Source organism: Pseudomonas sp. FBCC-B1667 (genome assembly GCF_059133255.1).
In genome coordinates, this window is sequence record NZ_CP101437.1 from 222,414 (window position 1) to 243,199 (window position 20,786).

Consider the following 20,786-nt stretch of genomic DNA (forward strand, 5'->3'; position numbering starts at 1 on the left):
TGCCGTTCGCTGTGACCCCGCGCCGTGCTACGTCGACCAGGCATAGGCTTAGACGGCCTCGTTGGACTCGTCCTCGAACGCTGCGAACAGCGGTTCGTCTTCGACGATTTCAGCGTTGGCGATGAACTCGTAGCTCATCAGGCCTTCAGCGATTTCACGCAGCGCTACAACGGTAGGCTTGTCGTTTTCCCACTGAACCAGTGGCTCTTTGCCGCCGGTGGCCAGTTGACGGGCACGCTTGGTGGACAGCATGACCAGCTCAAAACGGTTTTCCACGTGGTTCAGGCAGTCTTCAACGGTTACGCGGGCCATGGTATTCCTCGGAGCGAATGCAATATGCGCGCTGCCCGGGTGGGCAAGCGGACTCAACAGTTTAAAAAATCACCAGCGATTAGGGAAGCGCTGATTTTTTGACCAGGCCCTTCAACGCGCTGCAAGTGCCAATGTAAAGCCCTTGCAGCGGTTTTGGAAAGAGCTGTTTAGCCGAGCAATTCAGCCAAAAGTTTTCCGTTGCGCTGCTGCTGGCGCTTCTGATGCAACTGATTGGCACGGAAAATCGCCTGCAAATCGCGCAGTGCGTGGGCGAAATCGTCGTTGATGATCAGGTAATCGTAGTCGACGTAGTGGCTCATTTCGCTGACGGCTTCGCGCATCCGGCCTTCGATGACCTCGCTGCTGTCCTGGCCGCGATTGTTCAGGCGCTGGTGCAAGGCTTCCAGTGACGGCGGCAGAATGAAGATCGAACGCGCCTGGGGCATCAACTTGCGCACTTGCTCCGCACCCTGCCAGTCGATTTCCAGAATCAGGTCGTGACCTTCGTCCAGGGTCTGCTGCAGGTGGCTTTGCGAGGTGCCGTAGAGATTGCCGAACACTTCGGCGCGCTCGAGGAAATCGCCGTGCTCGATCATCTTCACAAAGTCGCTGCGGTCGACGAAGTGGTAGTTCACGCCGTTCACTTCACCGGGGCGCATGGCGCGGGTGGTGTGGGAGACCGAGACGCGGATCTCCTGATCAGCGTCGGTCAGGGCCTTGACCAGGCTGCTCTTGCCTGCGCCCGAAGGGGCGGAAATGATGTACAGGGTGCCGGTGCTGTGGGTCATGTCGGGTTTGCCTTACTCAATATTCTGCACTTGTTCACGCATCTGCTCGATCAACACTTTGAGGTTGACCGCCGCCTGGGTGCTGCGCGGGTCGAAGGCTTTGGAGCCCAGTGTGTTGGCTTCGCGGTTGAGTTCCTGCATCAGGAAGTCCAGGCGCCGACCAGCAGCGCCGCCGGATTTGAGCACCCGGCGAACTTCAATGATGTGGGTGCTCAGGCGATCCAGTTCTTCGGCGACGTCGCTCTTTTGCGCAAGCATGACCATTTCCTGCTCCAGACGCTGAGGGTCGAGGTCGGCCTTCATGTCGGTGAAGCGGTCGAGGACTTTCTGGCGTTGGGTGGCGAGCATCTGCGGGACCAGGTCGCGCAGGGTGACGACGTCTTCTTCAATGGAGGTCAGACGGTCGCTGATCAGTCGCGCCAGCTCCGCGCCTTCGCGCTCGCGGCCGGCCTTGAGTTCTTTCAAGCCTTCGTTGAGCAACGCCAATGCTTCGGCATTCAAGGCTTGCGGGTCGGTGGCGTCACCTACCAGCACGCCGGGCCAGGCCAGCACTTCCAGCGGGTTGAGCGCCGCAGGATTCTTGATCAAGCTGGCAATTGTCTCGGCGGCGGCGACCAGTTGGGCGGCGCGCTCGCGGTCCACTTGCAAGGGTTTGTCGGTGTTCTCTTCGGTGAAGCGCAGGGTGCATTCAAGCTTGCCCCGGGAGATGCCTTGGCGCAGGGCCTCGCGGACTGCGCCTTCGAGATCCCGAAAGGATTCCGGCAGGCGCAAGTGCGGCTCAAGGTAGCGGCTGTTGACCGAGCGCAGTTCCCAGCTCAGGGTGCCTTGGGTGCCGGCTGTTTCTACGCGGGCGAAGGCGGTCATGCTGTGCACCATGGGGGTACCTCGCAAGTCGGGTTTGCGTTGCCAAAGGTTTCGCAGACCCGATATCTGTGAATGAAAGCCGACAGGCAGCAAAGGCGCAGGATTGTAGCGCAGTGGGGCGGATGCGCCCAAACACACGGTGTGACAAAGGGCTGCAGACCGTCGGTAAAGCGCTGTTCAGGGCCTTCGGTCGTCGGGCGAATTTTTTAGAAGTGCCCAGTCGTGGCCGGCGGCTCTATAATGCTCCGCAGATTTCCGTCCCCCGTACAGGTATTCCCTATGAAACGTCCAAGTGGTCGCGCTGCCGATCAGCTTCGCTCGATCCGCATTACCCGCAACTACACCAAACACGCCGAGGGTTCTGTACTGGTCGAGTTCGGTGACACCAAAGTCATCTGCACCGTCAGCGTCGAAAACGGCGTGCCGCGTTTCCTCAAAGGCCAGGGCCAGGGCTGGTTGACCGCCGAATACGGCATGCTGCCGCGCGCCACTGGCGAGCGTAACCAGCGTGAAGCGAGCCGTGGCAAGCAAGGCGGCCGCACCTTGGAAATCCAGCGTCTGATCGGTCGTTCCCTGCGCGCTTCGCTGGACATGTCCAAGCTCGGCGACGTGACTCTGTACGTCGATTGCGACGTGATCCAGGCTGATGGCGGCACCCGCACCGCGTCCATCACCGGCGCCATGGTTGCACTGGTCGATGCCTTGAAAGTCATCAAGAAGCGCGGCGGCCTGAAAGGCGGCGACCCGCTCAAGCAAATGATCGCGGCCGTTTCCGTGGGCATGTACCAAGGCGAGCCTGTGCTCGACCTCGACTACCTGGAAGACTCGGCTGCCGAGACCGACCTGAACGTGGTAATGACCAGCACTGGCGGCTTCATCGAAGTTCAGGGCACTGCCGAAGGCGCGCCATTCCAGCCTGAAGAGCTGAACGCTATGCTGGAACTGGCGAAGAAAGGCATGACCGAAATCTTCGAACTGCAGAAGGCTGCACTGGCCGACTGACCGGTCTGATCCAAACAAGGAGGACATTATGAGTGACGAGCAACAGGTACTTCCCACCCCGAGCAAAGAAGCTCGGCAGTGGGCGATGTTTTGTCACTTGTCCGCCTTGCTGGGGATCTGGATTCCGTTCGGCACGCTGATCGGTCCGCTGATTCTCTGGCAGATGAAGCGCGAGATGGACCCGTTTGTCGATGCACAGGGTAAGGAAGCGTTGAACTTTCAGATCACCGTCGCCATTGCCTCCGCCATCTGCTTCTTGTTGATGGTGGTGATTATCGGGTTCTTCATGTTCGGTCTGGTGGCGATTGGTGCGTTGGTGCTGACGATCATTGCGGGCGTCAAGGCTAACGAAGGGTTTCCCTATCGGTACCCGTTCACTTGGCGGTTGATCAAGTAGCGTGCGTTAAAACAATGCCCCGATTTGTCGGGGCATTTGCTTTTTGAAGTCTGGATATCTTTACCGCCGATTTTTTTGCGATATCCAAAGACGGCGGCTATGTTCTGTATACACAATTATCGCTCTTACACTTTTAGTCACAACTGCATTGCATCAGCACGACCTATGCCATTGGCAATAGGACTTTACGGTTGATAGAGTTGCCCCACGTCATATTCATTCTGAAATATTTCGACATATTCAAGCCATCGAAGGTCTTTGAATTTCAAGCAATCAGTGTTGAGACACTCAGCCGGTTCAAGAGGCCAGCCCAGGTAAAAAGTTCGCCTCTGAATATATAGCCAAGAATAATCCCAATGATTCAGCTCGATTTTTATGGAACGCTTGTGGCCGCCTCCTTAGTACTTTTGCTAGGGCGCGGACTTGTTACACGTGTTGGGTTTTTACGTAATTACAATATCCCTGAACCCGTTGCCGGTGGCCTGTTGGTTGCACTGGCACTTCTGGTATTGCGAACCTTTGATATTGAAGTCCGCTTTGATACTTCATTACAGACGCCGTTGATGTTGGCTTTTTTTGCCACTATCGGCTTGAGTGCGGACTTTGCGAGCCTGAAGAAGGGCGGTCGCGTAGTGGGCGTTTTTCTGCTGGCAGTGGTCGGGCTTCTGATCGTCCAGAATGCCATGGGCATCGGCCTCGCAAAAATGCTGGGGCTCGATCCTTTGATGGGGCTGCTGACAGGCTCGATTACGTTGTCGGGCGGTCACGGCACGGGCGCTGCGTGGGGGACGGTGTTCAGTGAAAAGTACGGTCTGGCTTCTGCCTCCGAGCTTGCGATTGCCTCTGCGACGTTTGGCCTGGTGTTAGGCGGCTTGATCGGTGGTCCGGTCGCTCGTCTGCTGATCAAGCGTGTTCAGGTACCGGGCTGCCAACCTCAGGAAACGCCTCGGTTACCAAAGGGCTTTGAGCAACCGAACAAAGAGCGCTCGATTACGCCGTTTTCTTTTATCGAGTCACTCGCTCTGATTGCAGTCAGCTTACTGGCTGGCAATCTTCTAAATGGCTGGTTGCAGGGAACTGCGCTTGAGTTGCCGACGTTCGTGTGCGTCTTGTTCGTGGGTGTGGTGTTGCGCAATGGGCTGTCGGCATTGGGCTTGTATCAGGTATTCGAGCGTGAAGTCTCCGTGCTGGGGAATGTCAGCCTGTCGCTGTTTCTGGCGATTGCCTTGATGTCGCTCAAGCTCTGGGATCTGGCGGCACTGGCCTTGCCGATCTTCATCATTCTGGCGGCGCAAGCGTTGGTCATGGCGCTGTATGCGATTTTCGTGACGTTCAGAGTCATGGGCAGTAATTACGATGCGGCGGTGTTGGCGGCCGGGCACTGTGGTTTTGGGCTAGGTGCCACGCCCACGGCTATCGCGAACATGCAGGCGGTGACTCAGCGTTATGGGCCTTCGCAGATCGCGTTTCTCGTGGTGCCCATGGTGGGGGCTTTCTTCATCGATATCATTAATGTCATCGTAATCAAGCTGTACCTTGCGCTACCGTTTTTTGCCGTTGCCTAGGGTTTGGGTCATGTTTGCTGGTGCATAAAAAATGCCCGTATCTTGCGATACGGGCATTTTTTTATCTGCGGAACGACGCTTAGATAGTCAGCGTCCAGTCGTAGTCCACAATCAACGGAGCATGCTGCGAGAACCGTGGCTGACGCGGCAGGCGCGCACTGCGAACAAAGCGGCGCAGGCCCGGTGTCAGCAACTGATAGTCGAAACGCCACCCCAGGTTGAGCATCTCAGCCTGTTCGTTGTCCGGCCACCAGCTGTACTGGTCGCCTTCACGGCTGACTTCACGCAGGGCATCGACATACCCCATGTTGCCGACAATCTCGTCCATCCAGGCACGTTCAGGTGCCAGGAAGCCCGGGGATTGCTGGCTGTCGCGCCAGTTTTTGATATCCAGCTTCTGTTGCGCCACGTACAGCGAGCCACAGTAAATGTACTCGCGACGTTTGCGTCGCTGTTTATCCAGATAACGGGCGAAGTCGTCCATTAGCTTGAACTTCTGGTTCAAGTCTTCATCGCCATTCTGCCCCGAAGGGAGCAGCAAGGTCGCGATGCTGACCTTATCGAAATCGGCTTGCAGGTAGCGCCCGTAGCGGTCGGCCGTCTCGAAGCCGAGACCGCTGATGACTGCCTTCGGTTGCAACCGCGAATACAAAGCCACGCCACCCTGGGCAGGAACTTCGGCTTCGCAGGCATAAAGGAAGTAGCCATCCAGTTGGAAGGCTGGGTCGTCCAGTTCAAAGGCGGAGGCGCGGGTGTCCTGCAGGCAGATGACGTCGGCATTCTGTGCTTGCAGCCAACTGAGCAAACCACGCTCGACTGCAGCCTGAATACCATTGACGTTCACACTGATGATCCGCATAAATGGCCCCAAAAATCGCGTGCGTGTATGATACACGGCGTCAACCTAATTAGCTAAATCCGTGGTATTTGGGGTTTTTTTCATGCAAGCGTATCAGCGCGATTTCATTCGTTTTGCCATCGATCGCGGCGTTTTGCGCTTCGGTGAGTTCACCCTGAAGTCCGGGCGCACCAGTCCTTACTTCTTCAATGCCGGCCTGTTCAACACGGGTTCGGCCCTTGCACAGCTGGGTCGATTTTACGCGGCAGCCATCGTCGAGAGCGGTATTTCGTTCGACGTACTGTTTGGTCCAGCCTACAAAGGCATCCCGTTGGCGGCGACCACGGCAGTGGCCCTGGCCGAACATTACGAGCGCGATCTGCCGTGGTGCTTCAACCGCAAAGAGGCCAAGGCCCATGGCGAAGGCGGCAGCCTGGTCGGCGCTCCGCTGACCGGCGACGTGCTGATCATCGACGACGTGATCACCGCCGGCACCGCGATTCGTGAAGTGATGCAGATCATCGCTTCCCAGGACGGCGCCAAGGCCAAGGGCGTGCTGATCGCCCTGAACCGTCAGGAGCGTGGCAACGGTGAGTTGTCGGCGATTCAGGAAGTGGAGCGTGACTTTGGCATTCCGGTGATCAGCATCGTTTCGCTGAACCAGGTACTCGAGTTCCTCGCCGACGATCCGCAGCTCAAGCAGCATCTGCCAGCTGTGGAAGCGTACCGCGCCCGGTTCGGCGTGTAATCGCGCGCCACAGGTAAAAAATAGACCCCGTTCAGTCAGGCTGAACGGGGTCTATTTGTTTGCGTTCAACCCAGGCTTTGCCATTTTTTGAACAATTTCAGCGTCAATCCTGCATTTATCAGCGCAAATGCCAGTAGCGCCGTGACCACCATCACATATAGCGTTCGATCAACATCGAAGTCCCACAGCTCCAGCCTGCTACTGCGAAATATGCGCACGGCCGCGGGCAGGTTGACGTAAAACAGCGCAGCAAAAGCGCAGGTTAGCGGCAGCGCAAGCCAGTAAAAAGCATCCTTGACCTTCTCGCGGCAGCGCGTTCTGGCCTGCACGCCGGATTGGTGCTCATCCAGCGCCAATGCCTCACTGAGCCTCGGCCAGGCCAGATTGAACATGAAGGTGGTCAAGGTCAGCAGCAAGCCACTGACCGCGACGATGTCACTGAACGGCATTGAGTCCCAGCGTCGTGCACAACAAATCGTGGGAGTCCTCGCTGATCTCAAACTGCCCGGCGCTGCCTTTACGCTTGATGATGGGTTTAAACGTCGGCTCGTTTTGCGTGATCAGCATGTTCAGCTCATCACGGATCACGTCCGAACTGATGACCACCAGATAGACATCTTTTGCGTGTTCCGCAGACTCGACGACCGCGCGCATGCTGTGCTGCAGAATCTCGTCCAGTTGATTGCGAAAGCGTGAAACCGTGTTTTTCAACAGGGTTTTGCTTTGGCTCTGGGTCAACTGGAAAATCGTCGAGATCTGCGATTCAGTCGGCAACGTCTGCCCGAAATAATTTTGAATCAGATACAGCAAGCGATCCTGTTTTGCTTCATCGGCCCGGCTCGGCATGCCGCCTTCTACCAGCATTTTCAAGTATTCGGTCAGGCTCGCCTTGGCGATTCGCTGCAGGGCGTGGGTGATTTCGTGGTCGGAGATCCTCAGGGTCTTTTTGACTGGCTCCTTTTGCTCCTGCTCGAAAGCCTGCGCGTCGATCGTGAACGATATCAGCATGGTTCAGCCCCCCATGATCACTTGGAAGGCTTGTTTGGATAGGGATCTGCCACGGCGTCGCCTTGGCCGGTCAGGATCGTCCAGCCATTGATTACGTGGGTGCTTGGTTTGAAGTCTGGACACGGCGGAAGCGAAGTCTTTGACTGATTGGTGTATTCGCGCCCGCAGTCTGCGCACTCGTAAGTGCCTGCTGAAACATCACTGCCGTAGGGAACGTGGTCTTTTTTCATGGGGAAGATCTCCTGTGGATACAGGGAAGATCCTATGCGGACTAATACTTGCTGGATGTCGGACGTTTCGCTTAGTCAGGTCGGACACTTCCTGCGCGCATAAAAAAGATCGCAGACTTCGTCAGCTCCTACGGAATATTCGTACATCCATAGGTGCTGCTGAAGGGTGCGATCTTTTGCCGTGCTTGAATCAGGGGCGCTTGCGGTTACTGATCAAGGTACCCACGCCGGTATCGGTGAAGATCTCCAGCAGAATCGCATTCGGCACCCGGCCATCGATGATCAGCGAGCTGCCGACACCGCCCTGAACCGCTTCCAGCGCACAACGGATCTTCGGCAGCATGCCGCCGTAGATCGTGCCGTCAGCGATCAGTTCGTCGACCTGCTGGGTGGTCAGGCCGGTCAGGACCGTGCCTTGCTTGTCCATCAGGCCGGCGATGTTGGTCAGCAGCATCAGCTTTTCAGCTTTCAGTGCTTCGGCTACTTTACCGGCCACCAGGTCAGCGTTGATGTTGTACGACTCACCGTTGGCGCCGACGCCGATTGGCGCAATCACCGGGATGAAATCGCCTTTGACCAGCAGGTTCAGCAGGTCGGTGTTGATGCCGACCACTTCGCCCACGTGGCCGATGTCGATGATTTCCGGCGTCGTCATCTCTGGTGTCTGGCGGGTCACGGTGAGCTTCTTCGCACGAATCAGCTCGGCGTCTTTACCCGTCAGGCCGATGGCGCTGCCGCCGTGACGGTTGATCAGGTTGACGATGTCTTTGTTGACCTGGCCACCGAGGACCATTTCCACCACGTCCATGGTCGCGGCGTCAGTGACGCGCATGCCATCGACAAAGTGGCTCTCGATCGACAGACGTTTGAGCAGGTCGCCGATTTGCGGGCCGCCACCGTGAACGACTACCGGGTTGATGCCCACGGCTTTCATCAGCACGATGTCGCGGGCGAAGCCGGTTTTCAGCTCCTCGCTTTCCATCGCGTTGCCGCCGTATTTGATCACCAGCGTCTTGCCGACATAGCGGCGAATGTAAGGCAGCGCTTCGGACAGGACCTTGGCGGTGTTGGCGGCGGCTTCGCGTTCGAGGGTCATTCAGGGCTCCGGGTGAATCAGAACGGTAGTTGGAGATCAGGTGCAACACGCTTCAACTGGGCGTGGAAAACGTCCTTGATGCGCGAAAGTTCTGCCTCGTCATCGGCCTCGAAGCGCAGTACCAGCACCGGTGTGGTGTTGGAGGCGCGAACCAGGCCCCAGCCTTTGGCATAGTCGACTCGCACGCCGTCGATGGTGGTCAGGTCAGCGCCTTCGCCCCACTGCGCGTCGTGCAATGCATCAATGATGCTGAATTTGCTCTCTTCGGTCACATGGATATTGATTTCAGGCGTAGAAATATCGTTCGGGAAGGTCGCAAACAGCTCTTCCGCGGTGGATGGTTCCTTGCTGAGGATCTCCAGCAGCCGCGCGGCGCTGTAGATGCCGTCGTCGAAACCGAACCAGCGTTCCTTGAAGAAAATGTGCCCGCTCATTTCGCCGGCCAGCAGTGCGCCGGATTGTTTCATCTTCTTTTTGATCAACGAGTGACCGGTCTTCCACATTAGCGGCCGGCCACCATATTCCTTGATCAGCGGCACTAGGCGGCGGGTGCATTTGACGTCGAAGATGATCTCCGCCTCCGGGTTGCGCGCCAGCACGTCGCGGGCGAACAGCATCAGCAGCCGGTCCGGGTAGACGATGCTGCCGGTATTGGTCACCACGCCAACGCGGTCGCCGTCGCCGTCGAAGGCCAGGCCGAGGTCAGCGTTGGTTTCCTTGACCTTGGCAATCAGGTCCACGAGGTTTTCAGGCTTGCCCGGGTCCGGATGGTGGTTCGGGAAGTTGCCGTCGACGTCGCAGAACAGAGGAATGACTTCGCAGTTCAGTGCTTCGATCAGTTGCGGGGCGATCACGCCGGCCGCGCCGTTGCCGCAGTCGACCACGACTTTCAGGCGACGGGCGAGTTTGATGTCCTGGACGATTTCGGTGTTGTAGCGGTCGAGGATCTCGACTTTGGTCACGCTGCCCTTGCCGCTGCTCAGGTTGTGGGTCTTGAGGCGGTCGTGCAGGGCCTGGATTTGTTCGTTGGCCAAGGTATCGCCGGCGATGACGATCTTGAAACCGTTGTAATTTGACGGGTTGTGGCTGCCGGTGAGCATCACGCCCGATTTGCCGGCCAATACGTTGGCGGCGTAGTACAGCGCCGGCGTCGGCACCAGCCCGACGTCGCTGACGTGGCAGCCGGCATCGGCCAGGCCTTTGATCAGTTGCTCGACCAGTTCCGGGCCTGACAGGCGGCCATCGCGACCCACTGAAACGTTCGGTTCGTCTTGGGCCAGGCTTTGGGCGCCAATGGCACGGCCGAGCCAGTAAGCGGTTTCAGCGTTCAAGAACTCCGGGACGGTGCCGCGAATGTCGTACGCACGGAAGATGCTGTCAGGGAACTTGGGGGCGACTTGGGCGGGGGTGTTCATCTGTAGGAATGCTCCATCTCGAAAGTGGCTGTACCTGCCTGCGACAAGCGCATCGGCCGGTTCAAACTGAAGGGTATGACGGCGTTTTCCACGGAGAGTTCGTGGTGTGAAAAGGCCATGCCACCTGGGTTAGCGGAACCTGAGTCGGCCAATGCCTTGATTTTCGGCGGTAAACCTTCCAGATGAACTTTGTAATTCAGTGCGAAACCAGCGGGGGCGAGCAAGCGTGCTCGCCACTGGGCTCTATCGGATCAATGGCTGCCGGAATGTCCGAAACCGCCTGTGCCGCGCTGGGTTTCGACGAACTCCTCGACCATCTCGAAATGCGCTTGAACCACTGGAACCAGCACCAACTGAGCCAGGCGCTCGCCAATGACCATGGTGAACTCGGTCTGCCCACGGTTCCAGCAGGACACCATCAGCGGCCCTTGGTAATCGGAGTCAATCAAGCCGACCAGATTACCCAGCACGATGCCGTGCTTATGCCCCAGGCCAGAGCGTGGCAGGATCAGCGCGGCCAAACCCGGATCGCCAATGTAGACGGACAGGCCGGTCGGGATCAGTACGGTTTCACCCGGCTTGATCACGATGTCTTTTTCCAGCATGGCGCGCAGGTCGAGGCCCGCTGAGCCTGGGGTGGCGTATTGCGGCAGCGGAAATTCGGTGCCGATGCGAGGGTCGAGGATCTTGGCTTGCAAAGCGTGCATGTAAATTAAACCTGGTTCAGACGTTCGGCGATAAAAGTGATCAGCTGACGAGCAATCTTGCTCTTGCTGGTCTGGGCGAAAAGTGTGGCGTGAAGCTCGCGGTCGATCACGCTGCAGGCGTTTTCTTCGCTGTTGAAGCCGATGCTCGGGTTGGCGACGTCGTTGGCGACGATCAAATCGAGGTTCTTGTCTTTCAACTTGCGCGCAGCGTAGTCGAGCAGGTGTTCGGTTTCAGCGGCGAAACCGACACTGAACGGACGGTCGGGGCGCGTGGCGATGGTGGCCAGGATGTCGGGGTTGCGCACCATCTGTAGCAACAAGCCGTCGCCGTTCGTAGGGTCTTTCTTGAGTTTCTGTGGGGCGACGACCTCCGGACGGTAGTCCGCGACCGCTGCCGAGGCGATGAACAGGTCGCAAGGGATCGCGGCTTCGCAGGCGGCGAGCATGTCGCGAGCGCTGACTACGTCGATGCGCGTGACGCGATCCGGCGTTGGCAGGTGCACAGGGCCGGTGATCAGGGTGACGCGGGCGCCGGCTTCCACCGCGGCTTCGGCCAGGGCAAAGCCCATTTTTCCGGAGCTGTGGTTGGTGATGTAGCGCACCGGGTCGATGTTTTCCTGGGTCGGACCGGCAGTGATCAGCACATGTTTGCCGGTCAACGCTTTGCGCTGGAAGCAGTCCGCCGCGCACTGGGCGAGTTCGACGGCTTCGAGCATGCGACCCAGACCAACGTCGCCACAGGCCTGGCTACCGGAGGCCGGGCCGAAGGCTTTGATGTCACGGCTTTCGAGGGTTTGCAGGTTGGCTTGGGTCGCCGGGTCGCGCCACATGGCCTGGTTCATCGCCGGGGCCACTGCAACCACGGCGTCGGTGGCCAGCACCAAGGTGGTCAGCAGGTCGTCGGCAATGCCTTGGGCCAGGCGGGCGATCAGGTCCGCGGTGGCGGGGGCGATCAGCACCATGTCGGCCCATTTGGCCAGCTCGATGTGGCCCATGGCAGCTTCTGCCGCCGGGTCCAGCAGGTCGAGATGGACCGGGTGGCCGGACAAGGCCTGCATGGTCAGCGGGGTGATGAACTCGCTGCCGCCACGGGTCATGACCACGCGCACTTCGGCGCCCTGGTCGATCAGGCGGCGAACCAGGTCGGCGCTCTTGTAGGCCGCAATGCCGCCGCCGACGCCCAGAACGATGCGTTTCCGATACAGCCGCTGCATAGGTCTGCCTTTCATTTCGTTGATGACAGCATGGCGAGACCCCCTCCCCAGGGATGAAATCGCCAGCAAAAAAGATGGGCTACGATATCACAGCGACCGCTACGGAACAGCGGCGCCCACAGACAGGGAAGGTGCTATGAGTATTCGTGATTGGCCGGCGGCGGAGCGGCCGCGGGAGAAGCTGTTGGAGCATGGTTCGACGAAGCTGTCGGACGCCGAGCTGCTGGCGATTTTTCTACGAACCGGCGTATCCGGCAAAAGCGCGGTGGATCTGGCGCGACACCTGTTGAGTCAATTTGGCAGCCTGCGCAAGCTGCTGGAGGCGGATTTGCGCACCTTCAGTGGTCACCTCGGGCTCGGCCCCGCGAAATTCGCTCAGTTGCAGGCTGTGTTGGAAATGGGTCGCCGGCATCTGGCCGAGCGTTTGCGCCACACCTCGGTACTGGAAAATCCGCTGGCGGTGCGTGAGTACCTCAAGTCGATGTTGCGTCATGAGCCGCATGAGGTGTTTGGCTGCCTGTTTCTGGATTCCAAGCATCGAGTGCTGGCGTTCGAAGAGCTGTTTCGCGGTTCAATCGACAACACCAGCGTCTATCCGCGTCAAGTGGTCAAACGGGCTTTGGCGCACAACGCCGCGGCGTTGATCCTGTGCCACAACCATCCGTCGGGTAATTCTGACCCGAGTCAGGCCGATCGGTTGCTGACCAAGCGTCTGCAAGAAGCTCTGGATCTGATTGACGTGCGGGTGCTGGACCACTTCATCATCGGTGACGGTGATCCACTGTCCATGGCTGAGTATGGCTGGATGTAGGAGGAGGCTGGACTGGCACGAAACTCATGTGGGAGCGGGCTTGCTCGCGAAAGCGGTGTGTCAGGCAACAGTGTTGTCGACTGACACTCCCTCTTCGCGAGCAAGCCCGCTCCCACAGGTTTTTGTGTCGGGGCGGGCTACTTGAGGTTGACCTTGGAGTAGTCCTGACGGCCAAACGGGCTCACCGAATACCCCTCGACTTCCTTGCGCGTCAGCGCAAACGCTGTCGGGTGCGCCAGCGGCAGCCACAGTGCCTGCTGCTGAATCTGCGCCTGCGCCTGCTCATAAAGCTTGGTACGCACGCCTTGCTCGCCAGTGGTCTTGCCGGCGCTGATCAGCTTGTCCAGGTCCTGGTTGCAGTACCGTGCGAAGTTGGTCCCGGACTTGACCGCCGCGCAGGAAAACTGCGGCGTGAGGAAGTTGTCCGGATCACCGTTGTCGCCGGCCCAGCCCATGAACAGCAGGTCATGCTCGCCAGCCTTGGCGCGACGGATCAGTTCGCCCCATTCGATCACCCGGATTTCGGCCTGAATGCCGATTTCCGCGAGGTCCGATTGAAGCAATTGCGCGCCGAGGCTCGGGTTGGGGTTCAGCGTGCTGCCAGAAGGGCGGGTCCAGATGGTGGTCTGGAAGCCGTCCTTGAGGCCTGCCTTGGCCATCAAGGCCTTGGCTTTCTCCACGTCGTGGGGATAACCCGGCAAGCCTTTGGCGTAGCTCCAGGTGTTCGGTGGGTATGGGCCGTTGGCTGGCTCGGCGGTGTCCTCGAACACGGCTTTCACGTAGTTGGCCTTGTCAAAGGCGAGGTTGATCGCCTGGCGCACTTCCGGTTTGTCCAGCGGTGGATGCTGGCTGTTGATGCCCACGAACGCCGTCATGAAGGCGTCAGTCTTTTCCACTTTCAACGCCGGCTCTTTCAGCGCGGCCTGTACGTCCAGCGGCTTGGGCGACAGGGCGATCTGGCACTCATTGCGACGCAATTTCTGCAAACGCACGTTGGCGTCCGGGGTGATCGCGAAAATCAACGGGTCCACTGAAGGCTTGCCACCGAAGTAGTCCGGGTTGGCCTTGTAGCGAATCGAAGCGTCTTTCTGGAAGCGTGTGAACACGAACGGGCCGGTGCCGATAGGCTGGCTGTTGAGCTTATCCGTGGCGCCGGCTTTCATCAGTTTGTCGGCGTACTCGGCGGAATAGATCGAGGCGAAGCCCATGCTCAGGGTGGCCAGGAACGTGGAATCCGGATGATCGAGGGTGAAACGCACGGTCAGCGGGTCCAGCGCGTCGACCTTCTTGATCAGCGTGGGCAATTGCATCGATTGCGCGTGCGGGAAGCCGCTCTGGGCGACTTTGTGCCACGGATTGGCCGGGTCAAGCATGCGCTCGAAGCTGAAAATTACGTCTTCGGCGGTCAGTTCGCGCGTTGGGCTGAAGTAGTCGGTGCGGTGGAATTTCACGTCCGGACGCAGTTTGAACACATACGTCAGGCCGTCGGGTGTGACTTCCCAGCTGTCCGCCAGGCTGTGGACCACTTTGCCGCTGGCTGTGTCGAAATCCACCAGGCGATTCATCAGCACGTCGGCCGAGGCATTGGTGGTGGTCAGCGAGTTGTATTGCACCACGTCGAACCCTTCGGGGCTGGCCTCGGTGCAGACGCTAAGCGCCGCGGCATGGGCCAGGGGGCTCAGCAGGAGAGGGGCGAGCAACAACGGTAGGGCAGCAAGGCGCATGGTCGGATTCCTTTACAGATCGAAGGCCCATCTGCAAGTGCAGTCTGGAAAAGGCTTACCCTAGTGGGCTCTTTTGCAAATGACTATCCCCTTTTTCATTTTAAGGGGAGTATGTGCGATTGTTTTCAGTGCGCACCGGCTGAGAAGAACCCTGGATTGGCCGGTTGGCCGATTCTCTGCGACGAGCGGTCTTTCGCGACGATAGCCTTTATCCAAGGCGCTCGTGGCCCGAAAAACCGGGTTTTTATTCAGCCTGTGCACACGGAATGTTGTTGCTCTGCAGTCTTTCTGGTATAAAGCAGCGCTCTTTTCTAGGGGCCCGGTTCCTTCACTGTAGGTGTAGCCGGTAAGACCTCTAAAGAAACGCGGCGCCTGGCGCCAAATGACTGAGAGATTAAGCGGCCAACCCATGCCGGGTTGGGCATGTGGTTTTAGAGGGCTGAGGCATGTCGAGAGTATGTCAAGTTACCGGTAAGGGTCCGGTGACTGGGAATAACATTTCCCACGCAAACAACAAAACCCGTCGTCGTTTCCTGCCGAACCTGCAGCATCACCGCTTCTGGGTTGAAGAAGAGAAACGTTTCGTGCGTCTGCGCGTATCTGCCAAAGGCATGCGTATCATCGACAAGCGTGGCATCACTGTCGTGCTGGCCGAAATCCGCAAAGCCGGCAAGATCTAAGGGAGCTAATCATGCGTGAATTGATTCGTTTGATTTCGAGCGCCGGTACTGGTCACTTCTACACTACCGACAAGAACAAGCGTACTACCCCGGACAAAATCGAGATCAAGAAATTTGATCCGGTTGTTCGCAAGCACGTGATCTACAAAGAAGGCAAAATCAAGTAATTGATTTTTCTCTCTTACGAAAAAGGCCCGTATCGCGAGATACGGGCCTTTTTTGTTGGCTGAGTTTTGGGTTGCCTCAGGGCTTGCGCGCGAAGCCGTTGGCTGAGACAACCTGAATCCTCATGCCTTCTGCTCAAACGCCACATAGATTTTGCGGCACGGCTCCAGCACTTCCCAAGTGCCCCGGAACCCGGCCGGGATGACGAAGCGGTCGCCCGCACGCAGGGTTTTGCTGTTGCCGTCGTTGTCGCGCAGCACCGACACCCCTTGAACGATCTCGCAATACTCGTGTTCGGTGAAGTTCACCGTCCATTGCCCGACTTCGCCTTCCCAGACGCCAGCATTCAACTGCCCGCACGGGCTGTTGTAGTGGTTGTACACCGCTTGTTCGGGATCGCCCTTGAGGACTTTCGCCGGGTCTGGCCGATAGCGCTCGGGCGCGGTGGTGGCCTGGCTGAAGTCGACGACATCCTGGATATTCATTGTTGTAATTTCCCGTGATTGCCTGAAAAGGCCAAAGTCTATGTTTATTAAAATGAACATCGCAAGGCCGTTTGCCGGCCTTATGTCAAATATATTGAAACATGAGGGGTGGCTGGTTTAGGGTGGCGGTTGCCTTGGGCCGAAAATCAGGCTGGCCGGGCAGAATTCCTGACAGCGCCCGCGAAGACCGCGCAGCGTTCGTATTCAATAAGAGGAGGACACTCGAATGACCACCCTGACTCGTGCCGACTGGGAACAGCGGGCTCGCGATCTGAAGATCGAAGGCCGCGCCTACATCAATGGCGAATACACCGACGCTGTCTCCGCCGAGACCTTCGAGTGCATCAGCCCGGTCGATGGCCGTCTGCTGGGCAAGATTGCCAGCTGTGACGCCGCCGACGCCCAGCGCGCTGTTGAAAACGCTCGTGCCACCTTCAATTCTGGCGTCTGGTCGCGCCTGGCGCCGGCCAAACGCAAAGCCACCATGATCCGTTTCGCCGGTCTGTTGAAGCAGAACGCTGAAGAGCTGGCGCTGCTTGAAACCCTGGACATGGGCAAACCGATCAGCGATTCCCTGTACATCGACGTTCCCGGCGCGGCGCAAGCGCTGAGCTGGAGCGGCGAAGCCATCGACAAGATCTACGACGAAGTCGCAGCCACTCCGCACGATCAGTTGGGCCTGGTGACGCGCGAGCCGGTGGGTGTCGTGGGTGCCATCGTGCCGTGGAACTTCCCGCTGATGATGGCCTGCTGGAAACTCGGGCCTGCGCTGTCCACCGGTAACTCGGTGATTCTCAAGCCGTCCGAAAAATCCCCGCTGACCGCCATCCGCATCGCGGCACTGGCCGTTGAAGCCGGCATTCCGAAAGGCGTGCTGAACGTACTGCCAGGCTACGGCCACACCGTCGGCAAAGCCCTGGCCCTGCACAACGATGTCGACACGCTGGTGTTCACCGGTTCGACCAAGATTGCCAAGCAATTGCTGATCTACTCGGGCGAGTCGAACATGAAACGCGTCTGGCTCGAAGCCGGCGGCAAGAGCCCGAACATCGTGTTCGCCGATGCACCGAACTTGCAGGAAGCCGCCGAAGCCGCTGCCGGCGCCATCGCCTTCAACCAGGGCGAAGTCTGCACCGCCGGTTCGCGCCTGCTGGTCGAGCGTTCGATCAAGGATAAATTCCTGCCACTGGTGATCGAAGCGCTGAAAACCTGGAAGCCGGGCAACCCGCTGGACCCGGCGACCAACGTCGGCGCGCTGGTCGATACCCAGCAGATGAATACGGTGCTGTCCTACATTGAATCCGGTCATGCCGACGGCGCCAAACTGGTGGCCGGTGGCAAGCGCACGCTTCAGGAGACGGGTGGCACTTACGTTGAGCCGACGATTTTCGACGGCGTGAGCAACGCGATGAAAATCGCCCAGGAAGAAATCTTTGGCCCGGTGTTGTCGGTCATCGCTTTCGACACTGCCGAAGAAGCCGTTGCGATTGCCAACGACACGCCATACGGCCTCGCCGCAGCGGTGTGGACGAAGGACATCTCCAAGGCTCACCTGACCGCCCGTGCGCTGCGTGCCGGTAGCGTTTGGGTCAACCAATACGATGGCGGCGACATGACCGCGCCGTTTGGTGGTTTCAAGCAGTCGGGTAATGGCCGCGACAAGTCGCTGCACGCATTCGACAAGTACACCGAGCTGAAGGCAACCTGGATCAAGTTGTAAGTCGGTTTTTTTGACGACATAGATCCCTTGTGGGAGCGATCCTTTGTGGTGAGGGGGCAAGCCCCCTCGCCACAAGGGCTCGCTCCCACATTTGTTTTGTGGTGTGCCGAAAAATAATATCCACAGGAGCGTGGAACATGCGTTGGGCGACGTATTTCGCCGTGTTGGCGTCTGTCCTGAGTGTCGGCCTGGCCTTGGGCGTCAGCATGCCGCTGGTGTCGTTTCGTCTGGAAAGCTGGGGCTACGGCTCATTCGCCATCGGTGTGATGGCGGCGATGCCGGCCATTGGCGTGTTGCTGGGGGCGAAGATTTCCAGCCACCTCGCCGCACGCCTCGGCACAGCGAATCTGATGCGTCTGTGCCTGTGGGCTGGGGCGATATCCATTGGCTTGCTGGCGCTGATGCCAAGCTACCCGATCTGGCTGCTGTTGCGGCTGATGATCGGGGTGATCCTGACGCTGGTGTTCATCCTCGGTGAAAGCTGGATCAACCAACTCGTGGTCGAACAGTGGCGCGGGCGGCTGGTGGCGCTGTATGGCTGCAGCTATGCCCTGAGCCAGCTTGCCGGGCCCGTGCTGCTGGGCGTTCTGGGCACGGAACACGATTACGGATTTTGGGTCGGTGTCGGCTTGCTGACGACAGCACCGTTCTTGTTGTTGGGTCGTAGCGGCGCGCCCAGCAGTGAAGCGAGCAGCGTGACCTTCGGCGACTTGTTGACCTTCTGCCGTGGCCTGCCGGCGATTGCCTGGGCGGTGTCGCTGTTCGCTGCATTCGAAGCGATGATCCTGACGTTGTTGCCGGTGTATTGCCTGCGTCAGGGTTTTACCACTGAGATCGCCCTGGCGATGGTCAGTACCGTGGTGGTCGGTGATGCGCTGCTGCAATTGCCGATTGGCGCGCTGGCGGATCGCCTGTCACGGCGCACGCTGTTCACGGGCTGCGCGGTGGTGTTGCTGGTGTCGAGCCTGGCGATTCCGTTGCTGATCGATACGCTGCTGATCTGGCCGTTGTGGGTGCTGTTTGGTGCCAGTGCAGGCGGCTTGTTTACCTTGTCACTGATCCTGATCGGCGAGCGTTATCGCGACGATGCGCTGGTGCGCGCCAATGCGCATATCGCGCAGCTATGGGGGATTGGATGTCTGGTTGGGCCGTTGGCGGCGGGGGCGGGTAGCCAGTGGATCAGCGGGCATGCGTTGCCGTTGTTGATGGCGGCTGGTGCGTTTGGACTTGTGATTCTGTTGATGCGTCAGGGTGCGTTTGGCACGGTGGCCGAACCTGCCTGACACCGTCGCTGTAGGAGTGAGCCTGCTCGCGATAAGGGTGTGTCATTAGGCATCTTTGTTGGCTGGCATGACGCCATCGCGAGCAAGCTCATTCCTACAGAGGTTTTTATCGTCTGTTAGAGCATCCGCTCCAGGCCGACGGTGGTGCTCATCCACGCATTAAACCGCCGCCACCAGCTCCCAGGTTCCTTGGTCAGGGTGTGCAGCTTGCCGTCGTCTTCAGTGACCCAAACCACCTTGCCATCCTGCAGTTTCGCCTCATAGCTAAGCGGTGGCGCCATGCCCTGTATGGCCAAATCGCGCACATGTGCGGCCAGCTCGGGGCTGTCGACCAGCACCCCGACTTCGGTGTTCCACAGCACCGAGCGCGGATCGAAGTTGAACGAGCCGACGAAGGATTTCTGCTGATCGAAGATCATCGCCTTGCTGTGCAGGCTGGAGTCGGAGCCTTGGTAAGTGGGGCGTCCAAAAAAGTGTGGCCCACTGCCGCCGCTTCCCCCTTCACCCGGTTGGCGCCGCAGCTCGAACAACTTCACGCCGTGTTCCAGCAACGCCTTGCGATAGGGCGCAAAGCCGCCATGCACGGCCGGGACGTCTGTGGCTTCCAGCGAATTGGTCAGCAAACTCACGGATACCCCGGCATCGGCGCGACCCGTCAGGTACACCAGGCCTGGCTGGCCGGGCACGAAGTAAGCCGAGATCATGATCAGTTCTTTGCTGACGCCGTTCAGTTCGGGCGCCAGTTGCGTCGTCAGCAACAAGTGTGGGTCGGGCTCGCCGTCGGCCAGCACCTTGCTCGGGGCATCCCAAAGCACCTGGTTCCAGGCCCAGATCAACTCCCTGCGCCAAATATCCAGGCGCGGGTGCGTCTGGAAGGTCATCAGTTGTTGATAGAGCGCATGGTTCTCCTTGCGCGTTTCATCCAGCGATTCTTCCAGTCGGGTCCGAGTGTTTTCCAAGTCGTTGGCCGACGGTTTGCTGGACAGGAATTGTTCAATCGGCTGGCTCAGCGCGCTGTTCCAGTACTGATCGAAACTGTGCCCCAGCTGTTCGGCTACCGGTCCGACGCCGAGCATGTCGATGTCGGTGAAGTTCAGGTTGGGCTCGGCATCGAAATACTCGTCGCCCAGATTGCGCCCGCCCACGATCGCCATGCTGTTGTCCGCCAGCCACAACTTGTTGTGCATGCGCCGGTGTTGCTGCGACAGGTTGAACAGCCGCCCCATGGTTCGCGTCACGCCGGTGCTGCGCCCCAGGTGCAACGGATTGAACACGCGGATTTGGATATTCGGGTGTGCAGCGAGGGTGGCGATGAGTTGATCGAGGCCGTCGCTGGTGGTGTCGTCAAGCAACACCCTGACGCGTACGCCGCGATCAGCCGCTTTGAGCAATTCCTCGACGAGCATCCGCGTGCTGATGCCGTCATGCACGATGTAGTACTGCAAATCGAGGCTGCTTTGCGCGTTGCGGATCAGCTCGGCGCGGGCGGTGAAAGCTTCCGTGCTGTCGGACAGCAGGCGAAAACCCGATTGGCCCTGATGCGGCGCGGCCTGCGCCTGGACCGAACGGCCGAACGCCGAGTCGCTGGCGGGCAGCGCCTGACTGGCCTGGCGCTTAACGTGAACGTCGGCGCAGCCGCTGAGGAACGAGGCGAAGAGCAGAGCAGCGAGCAGGTTGTGTCTGACTCTCACGTGGGATCGTCCCGATTGGCGGCAGGTGTCGGCATATGGACGC

General features: G+C 59.0%; 22 protein-coding genes and 1 pseudogene. 9 read left to right on the forward strand and 14 right to left on the reverse strand.

The features are described 5' to 3' along the window. Positions 1 to 48: 48 nt before the first annotated feature. The 3 genes from rpoZ to NL116_RS01000 all read right to left on the reverse strand — a co-directional run bounded on the left by rpoZ (position 49) and on the right by NL116_RS01000 (position 1,976). Positions 49 to 312, reverse strand: a complete 264-nt coding sequence (gene rpoZ, locus NL116_RS00990) for a DNA-directed RNA polymerase subunit omega (RefSeq protein ID WP_007894670.1) — start codon at positions 310 to 312, stop codon at positions 49 to 51. A gap of 167 nt (positions 313 to 479) precedes the next feature. Next, on the reverse strand, positions 480 to 1,100 hold the full coding sequence (gene gmk / locus NL116_RS00995) for a guanylate kinase (protein WP_494375649.1): 621 nt from the start codon (positions 1,098 to 1,100) through the stop codon (positions 480 to 482). Positions 1,101 to 1,112: 12 nt separating this feature from the next. After that, positions 1,113 to 1,976, reverse strand: coding sequence for a YicC/YloC family endoribonuclease (locus NL116_RS01000; RefSeq protein WP_494375650.1), 864 nt, complete (start codon positions 1,974 to 1,976; stop codon positions 1,113 to 1,115). A 267-nt stretch (positions 1,977 to 2,243) separates the two neighbouring features. Here NL116_RS01000 and rph point away from each other — a divergent pair, with 267 nt between their 5' ends. The 3 genes from rph (at position 2,244) to gltS (ending at position 4,928) form a co-directional block, all read left to right on the forward strand. Continuing rightward, on the forward strand, positions 2,244 to 2,966 hold the full coding sequence (gene rph / locus NL116_RS01005) for a ribonuclease PH (protein ID WP_010465211.1): 723 nt from the start codon (positions 2,244 to 2,246) through the stop codon (positions 2,964 to 2,966). A 28-nt stretch (positions 2,967 to 2,994) separates the two neighbouring features. Next, positions 2,995 to 3,363 (forward strand): DUF4870 domain-containing protein, encoded by a 369-nt coding sequence (locus NL116_RS01010; protein ID WP_494375651.1) that lies wholly within the window; start codon positions 2,995 to 2,997, stop codon positions 3,361 to 3,363. 356 nt (positions 3,364 to 3,719) lie between these two features. Continuing rightward, a complete protein-coding gene (gltS, locus tag NL116_RS01015) occupies positions 3,720 to 4,928 on the forward strand; it encodes a sodium/glutamate symporter (protein WP_494375652.1) in 1,209 nt (402 codons plus the stop codon). Between the two features lie 79 nt (positions 4,929 to 5,007). On the opposite strand, the gene crc is transcribed toward gltS, so the two are convergent. Then, positions 5,008 to 5,787 carry a catabolite repression control protein Crc gene (gene crc, locus NL116_RS01020; RefSeq protein ID WP_007934608.1) on the reverse strand — a complete coding sequence of 260 codons (780 nt, stop codon included), beginning with the start codon at positions 5,785 to 5,787 and terminating at the stop codon, positions 5,008 to 5,010. Between the two features lie 82 nt (positions 5,788 to 5,869). Here crc and pyrE point away from each other — a divergent pair, with 82 nt between their 5' ends. After that, positions 5,870 to 6,514 carry an orotate phosphoribosyltransferase gene (gene pyrE / locus NL116_RS01025; protein WP_494375653.1) on the forward strand — a complete coding sequence of 215 codons (645 nt, stop codon included), beginning with the start codon at positions 5,870 to 5,872 and terminating at the stop codon, positions 6,512 to 6,514. Between the two features lie 65 nt (positions 6,515 to 6,579). On the opposite strand, the gene NL116_RS01030 is transcribed toward pyrE, so the two are convergent. From NL116_RS01030 to coaBC, 7 genes and pseudogenes are all read right to left on the reverse strand, one after another. After that, positions 6,580 to 6,963 carry a hypothetical protein gene (locus NL116_RS01030; RefSeq protein ID WP_494375654.1) on the reverse strand — a complete coding sequence of 128 codons (384 nt, stop codon included), beginning with the start codon at positions 6,961 to 6,963 and terminating at the stop codon, positions 6,580 to 6,582. After that, positions 6,950 to 7,522, reverse strand: a complete 573-nt coding sequence (locus tag NL116_RS01035; protein ID WP_494375655.1) for a hypothetical protein — start codon at positions 7,520 to 7,522, stop codon at positions 6,950 to 6,952. The genes NL116_RS01030 and NL116_RS01035 overlap by 14 nt, the downstream gene beginning before the upstream one ends. A gap of 17 nt (positions 7,523 to 7,539) precedes the next feature. After that, positions 7,540 to 7,752 (reverse strand): hypothetical protein, encoded by a 213-nt coding sequence (locus tag NL116_RS01040; protein ID WP_494375656.1) that lies wholly within the window; start codon positions 7,750 to 7,752, stop codon positions 7,540 to 7,542. A 190-nt stretch (positions 7,753 to 7,942) separates the two neighbouring features. Further along, positions 7,943 to 8,848: an acetylglutamate kinase gene (argB, locus tag NL116_RS01045; RefSeq protein ID WP_123436382.1), complete on the reverse strand. Its 906-nt coding sequence runs from the start codon at positions 8,846 to 8,848 to the stop codon at positions 7,943 to 7,945. Positions 8,849 to 8,865: 17 nt separating this feature from the next. After that, positions 8,866 to 10,242, reverse strand: a pseudogene (locus NL116_RS01050) (phosphomannomutase/phosphoglucomutase); the annotation flags it as partial. 272 nt (positions 10,243 to 10,514) lie between these two features. After that, positions 10,515 to 10,970, reverse strand: a complete 456-nt coding sequence (gene dut / locus NL116_RS01055) for a dUTP diphosphatase (RefSeq protein WP_494375657.1) — start codon at positions 10,968 to 10,970, stop codon at positions 10,515 to 10,517. Between the two features lie 5 nt (positions 10,971 to 10,975). Next, a complete protein-coding gene (gene coaBC, locus NL116_RS01060; protein WP_027926355.1) occupies positions 10,976 to 12,184 on the reverse strand; it encodes a bifunctional phosphopantothenoylcysteine decarboxylase/phosphopantothenate--cysteine ligase CoaBC in 1,209 nt (402 codons plus the stop codon). 136 nt (positions 12,185 to 12,320) lie between these two features. Here coaBC and radC point away from each other — a divergent pair, with 136 nt between their 5' ends. After that, positions 12,321 to 12,995 carry a RadC family protein gene (gene radC / locus NL116_RS01065; RefSeq protein ID WP_494375658.1) on the forward strand — a complete coding sequence of 225 codons (675 nt, stop codon included), beginning with the start codon at positions 12,321 to 12,323 and terminating at the stop codon, positions 12,993 to 12,995. Positions 12,996 to 13,132: 137 nt separating this feature from the next. Here the strand turns inward: radC and NL116_RS01070 are convergent, their stop codons facing one another. Then, a complete protein-coding gene (locus tag NL116_RS01070) occupies positions 13,133 to 14,719 on the reverse strand; it encodes an ABC transporter substrate-binding protein (protein WP_494375659.1) in 1,587 nt (528 codons plus the stop codon). Between the two features lie 446 nt (positions 14,720 to 15,165). Here NL116_RS01070 and rpmB point away from each other — a divergent pair, with 446 nt between their 5' ends. Together rpmB and rpmG are read left to right on the forward strand one after the other, a co-directional pair. Further along, positions 15,166 to 15,399 carry a 50S ribosomal protein L28 gene (gene rpmB, locus NL116_RS01075; protein WP_007894701.1) on the forward strand — a complete coding sequence of 78 codons (234 nt, stop codon included), beginning with the start codon at positions 15,166 to 15,168 and terminating at the stop codon, positions 15,397 to 15,399. Positions 15,400 to 15,410: 11 nt separating this feature from the next. Beyond that, the gene (gene rpmG, locus NL116_RS01080) at positions 15,411 to 15,566 is read left to right on the forward strand and encodes a 50S ribosomal protein L33 (protein WP_007894709.1); all 156 of its coding nucleotides are present in this window, start codon (positions 15,411 to 15,413) and stop codon (positions 15,564 to 15,566) included. A 120-nt stretch (positions 15,567 to 15,686) separates the two neighbouring features. Here rpmG and NL116_RS01085 read toward each other — a convergent pair whose 3' ends face one another. After that, the gene (locus tag NL116_RS01085) at positions 15,687 to 16,049 is read right to left on the reverse strand and encodes a cupin domain-containing protein (RefSeq protein WP_027926358.1); all 363 of its coding nucleotides are present in this window, start codon (positions 16,047 to 16,049) and stop codon (positions 15,687 to 15,689) included. A 226-nt stretch (positions 16,050 to 16,275) separates the two neighbouring features. On the opposite strand from NL116_RS01085, the gene NL116_RS01090 reads away from it, so the two are divergent. After that, complete coding sequence (locus NL116_RS01090) at positions 16,276 to 17,769, forward strand: aldehyde dehydrogenase (protein WP_483841669.1); 1,494 nt, start codon at positions 16,276 to 16,278, stop codon at positions 17,767 to 17,769. A gap of 137 nt (positions 17,770 to 17,906) precedes the next feature. Further along, a complete protein-coding gene (locus tag NL116_RS01095; protein WP_494375660.1) occupies positions 17,907 to 19,052 on the forward strand; it encodes an MFS transporter in 1,146 nt (381 codons plus the stop codon). Between the two features lie 116 nt (positions 19,053 to 19,168). Here NL116_RS01095 and NL116_RS01100 read toward each other — a convergent pair whose 3' ends face one another. Further along, positions 19,169 to 20,743, reverse strand: coding sequence for a phospholipase D family protein (locus NL116_RS01100; RefSeq protein WP_494375661.1), 1,575 nt, complete (start codon positions 20,741 to 20,743; stop codon positions 19,169 to 19,171). Positions 20,744 to 20,786: the final 43 nt, after the last annotated feature.

Excerpts from the sequence above, each read along its gene's own strand:
- coaBC (WP_027926355.1), bottom strand. The coding sequence starts at position 12,184 with ATGCAGCGGCTGTATCGGAAACGCATCGTTCTGGGCGTCGGCGGCGGC.
- gmk (WP_494375649.1), bottom strand. The coding sequence starts at position 1,100 with ATGACCCACAGCACCGGCACCCTGTACATCATTTCCGCCCCTTCGGGC.
- crc (WP_007934608.1), bottom strand. The coding sequence starts at position 5,787 with ATGCGGATCATCAGTGTGAACGTCAATGGTATTCAGGCTGCAGTCGAG.
- rph (WP_010465211.1), top strand. The coding sequence starts at position 2,244 with ATGAAACGTCCAAGTGGTCGCGCTGCCGATCAGCTTCGCTCGATCCGC.
- gltS (WP_494375652.1), top strand. The coding sequence starts at position 3,720 with ATGATTCAGCTCGATTTTTATGGAACGCTTGTGGCCGCCTCCTTAGTA.
- argB (WP_123436382.1), bottom strand. The coding sequence starts at position 8,848 with ATGACCCTCGAACGCGAAGCCGCCGCCAACACCGCCAAGGTCCTGTCC.
- NL116_RS01035 (WP_494375655.1), bottom strand. The coding sequence starts at position 7,522 with ATGCTGATATCGTTCACGATCGACGCGCAGGCTTTCGAGCAGGAGCAA.
- rpmB (WP_007894701.1), top strand. The coding sequence starts at position 15,166 with ATGTCGAGAGTATGTCAAGTTACCGGTAAGGGTCCGGTGACTGGGAAT.
- NL116_RS01000 (WP_494375650.1), bottom strand. The coding sequence starts at position 1,976 with ATGGTGCACAGCATGACCGCCTTCGCCCGCGTAGAAACAGCCGGCACC.
- NL116_RS01040 (WP_494375656.1), bottom strand. The coding sequence starts at position 7,752 with ATGAAAAAAGACCACGTTCCCTACGGCAGTGATGTTTCAGCAGGCACT.
- rpoZ (WP_007894670.1), bottom strand. The coding sequence starts at position 312 with ATGGCCCGCGTAACCGTTGAAGACTGCCTGAACCACGTGGAAAACCGT.
- NL116_RS01095 (WP_494375660.1), top strand. The coding sequence starts at position 17,907 with ATGCGTTGGGCGACGTATTTCGCCGTGTTGGCGTCTGTCCTGAGTGTC.
- rpmG (WP_007894709.1), top strand. The coding sequence starts at position 15,411 with ATGCGTGAATTGATTCGTTTGATTTCGAGCGCCGGTACTGGTCACTTC.
- NL116_RS01030 (WP_494375654.1), bottom strand. The coding sequence starts at position 6,963 with ATGCCGTTCAGTGACATCGTCGCGGTCAGTGGCTTGCTGCTGACCTTG.
- NL116_RS01010 (WP_494375651.1), top strand. The coding sequence starts at position 2,995 with ATGAGTGACGAGCAACAGGTACTTCCCACCCCGAGCAAAGAAGCTCGG.
- NL116_RS01070 (WP_494375659.1), bottom strand. The coding sequence starts at position 14,719 with ATGCGCCTTGCTGCCCTACCGTTGTTGCTCGCCCCTCTCCTGCTGAGC.
- pyrE (WP_494375653.1), top strand. The coding sequence starts at position 5,870 with ATGCAAGCGTATCAGCGCGATTTCATTCGTTTTGCCATCGATCGCGGC.
- NL116_RS01085 (WP_027926358.1), bottom strand. The coding sequence starts at position 16,049 with ATGAATATCCAGGATGTCGTCGACTTCAGCCAGGCCACCACCGCGCCC.
- radC (WP_494375658.1), top strand. The coding sequence starts at position 12,321 with ATGAGTATTCGTGATTGGCCGGCGGCGGAGCGGCCGCGGGAGAAGCTG.
- NL116_RS01090 (WP_483841669.1), top strand. The coding sequence starts at position 16,276 with ATGACCACCCTGACTCGTGCCGACTGGGAACAGCGGGCTCGCGATCTG.
- dut (WP_494375657.1), bottom strand. The coding sequence starts at position 10,970 with ATGCACGCTTTGCAAGCCAAGATCCTCGACCCTCGCATCGGCACCGAA.